Raw genomic sequence first — 2734 nt, 5'->3', positions numbered from 1 at the left:
ATAAATCAATGTTTAAAGCAGTTTTTCTTTACTGCAGAATTGATTTCGGTTGAACCAAAAGCTGTTGGAGAAGATTTAGTTATTACAAAAGAGCAAATTGAATCAGCATTGGGAGGAAATTCGCCAGAAGCAATCATCATCAGAACATTGCCAAATTCAGAAAGCAAAAAGCATCTGAATTATTCCAATACAAATCCTCCTTATTTGGAAGAAGCTGCTGCGATTTTTATTAAAGAAAAAGGAATTCAACATTTGCTTGTCGATTTGCCAAGTGTCGACAAAGAACACGACGAAGGAAAATTATTAGCACATAAAGCGTTTTGGAATGTAAAAGATGTGAATCAAGTCAATCAAGATGCTCGATTCAATTGTACGATTACGGAAATGATTTACGTTAATGAAGAAATAAAAGACGGGAGTTATTTATTGAATTTACAATTCGCTTCGTTTGAAAATGATGCTTCACCATCAAAACCTATTTTGTATAAAATTGAAAAGTAATCATCAAAATGGACATCCAACAACTATACGAATTCTGCCAATCTAAAAAAGGTGTCACTGAACATTTTCCGTTTGATGAAGATACTTTGGTATTTAAAGTAGGTGGAAAAATGTTTTGCTTAACCTCATTATCCGAATGGGAAAAAGGAACACCGTCGTTAAATTTAAAATGTGATCCAGAACGCGCTTTGGAACTTAGAGCGGAATATGAATCCATAGAACCTGGTTATCACATGAGTAAAGTGCATTGGAATACCGTTCGTTTTCACGGTGATGTTTCCGATAAAATGATGTGCGAATTGATTAATCATTCCTACGAACTTGTTTTCAAAAGTTTAACGAAAAAAGTACAACAAGAAATTCAAGAATTAGAAAATTAGGCATTACTTTTGTGCTATTAAATGAAAATTCAAAGTAACTATCATGATAGACAACTTAAAAAAAATATTAAACGAAGATCAAGATCCAAAAGCTATTGAAAAAATCACAGCTAAATTGGAGAATCTTTTAATGTCGAACGAAGAAGTAGGCTACATTGCTGTTCAAAAAAAACCAGCGGTAACTATTTTTCCAGATAGCATTGTGGTAACAAACAAACGTATCATTTTATGTAAACCTAAGAATTTAGGATTATCAATGGAATTCATTGATTACGATTGGGATGACATCTCTGGTTCGTTTGTAAAAGAAGGTATTTTAGGAGCTGATTTTACATTTACTACTAATTCTGATTTAACACATACGGTTGATTATTTGCCAAAAAATCAAGCAAGAAAATTATATACTTACGCAAAAGAACAACTGGATTTGTTGAAAAATCCAAAACTAACTACTCCAATTGTTGAAGAAGTTAAAACGGAAACCCCAGTTCAAGAAGTAGTTGAGGAAATGCAAACAGAAGAAGTGACTCATTTTGCTGAGTTAATGCCTACTCCAAATGATGTGATTCGTGACACGGAAGTAGAAGCTTCAATTTCAGAAGAAAAAGGGTTAGCGCAATTAACACAAGACGAGTTGTTTGCTAAACTTCAGAATTATAAAAAATTATTGGATAACGGATTAATTCTTCAAGGAGAATACGATAGATTAAAATCAGAAATTTTGAAGTTTTTATAAGTCCTAGATTATAAATCAAAAAAGGCAATAGTAAGTTAAACTATTGCCTTTTTTCTTTTGCCTAATGGCTATTTTACATCGATTTTTTCTGTTTCTCTACAAAACCATCCGCTTGGAGTTTTAGTAATTCCGTGGCACTTTTCTTTTTGTAATTATATAGTTCTTTATCTTCTTTGATGTCGGCATAGACTTTGTCGTAAATTTCGGCATCGGTTTTCTTTTGTAATTCGCTTTGATAACGGTTTTGTGCTAACATGTTTTTGATGCCCATTTCGTTATCTTCTTGTTTGAAATCGTATTCGCTTTTTGGTGATAATAATTTCGCAATAATGGGTGAAGTTTCAATCGCTAAAAACAATAACATAATAAAAAATGAAGGTAAGAAAGGCAATTTGTTCAACGCATTAATTCGCGCCATTAATCCGTCGAAACCTTCAATAATAGGTTGGGTTTCGGTGACTTTTTTATCTAAATCGGCTTCAAGGGTTTTGTTTTTGGTTTCTAAATCGGCGATTTTTGCTTGATTAGTAGTTTTTAAAATAGATAAGTCTTGCAAGGCAGCATCGTGTTTTTCACGTTTCTCTTTATAAACCGGACCTTTGCCTAACTTTTTAGTTCCAGCAGTTCCTTCAGCTTCGGTGATGTAAACCGAATACAAATCATTTACTTCTTTTTCTTTTTTAAGAATATCCGATTTTAAACTATCAATTTGCACTTTGTTTTTATCTAAATCGGATTGAAAATAATTGGCTACTTGTTTTTTGTTGGCCAACATCATTTCGTTTTTTTCTTTCAATAAAACCGTATTGATTTCCTTTTCGAAGATTTTGATTTCCAAAGGTTTTGAAATTACGATAGCAATAATAATTGCTAATGCAATTCGAGGAGTGGCTTGAATGAATTCATCTAAAAAGCTGTCTCTTTTTTTTATGGTAGAAACAATAAATCTATCCAAATTAAAAATCAGCAAACCCCAAACTAGTCCGAAAGCTATGGCAATAAAAGCATTGTCGAAAACAGTAAAAAGCGCATAAGCACTCGCAATAAAAGCCATTACGGCAGTGAAGAAAACGGTAGCTCCAATTCCGGCATATTTGTTTTGCTCGCCATTAGAACA

Annotated in this window: 4 protein-coding genes; 3 read left to right on the top strand and 1 reads right to left on the bottom strand. The window is 32.7% G+C overall.

Annotated features, from left to right (window positions below):
- The 3 genes from Q0075_RS11105 to Q0075_RS11095 form a co-directional block, all read left to right on the top strand.
- Positions 1–501, top strand: a 501-nt coding sequence (locus Q0075_RS11105; RefSeq protein WP_297869570.1) for a cyclase family protein, incomplete at its 5' end; no start/stop codon positions are given.
- An 8-nt stretch (positions 502–509) separates the two neighbouring features.
- Positions 510–881 carry an MmcQ/YjbR family DNA-binding protein gene (locus tag Q0075_RS11100; protein ID WP_297869569.1) on the top strand — a complete coding sequence of 124 codons (372 nt, stop codon included), beginning with the start codon at positions 510–512 and terminating at the stop codon, positions 879–881.
- A gap of 43 nt (positions 882–924) precedes the next feature.
- Positions 925–1617: a PH domain-containing protein gene (locus tag Q0075_RS11095; RefSeq protein ID WP_297869568.1), complete on the top strand. Its 693-nt coding sequence runs from the start codon at positions 925–927 to the stop codon at positions 1615–1617.
- Positions 1618–1690: 73 nt separating this feature from the next.
- Here Q0075_RS11095 and Q0075_RS11090 read toward each other — a convergent pair.
- On the bottom strand, positions 1691–2734 hold a 1044-nt coding region (locus Q0075_RS11090; protein ID WP_297869567.1), incomplete at its 5' end, for a DUF4407 domain-containing protein.

Source organism: uncultured Flavobacterium sp. (assembly GCF_937967675.1).
In the GTDB taxonomy this organism is placed as follows: Bacteria; Bacteroidota; Bacteroidia; order Flavobacteriales; family Flavobacteriaceae; genus Flavobacterium.
This window is presented reverse-complemented; position numbering and strand designations above follow the sequence as displayed.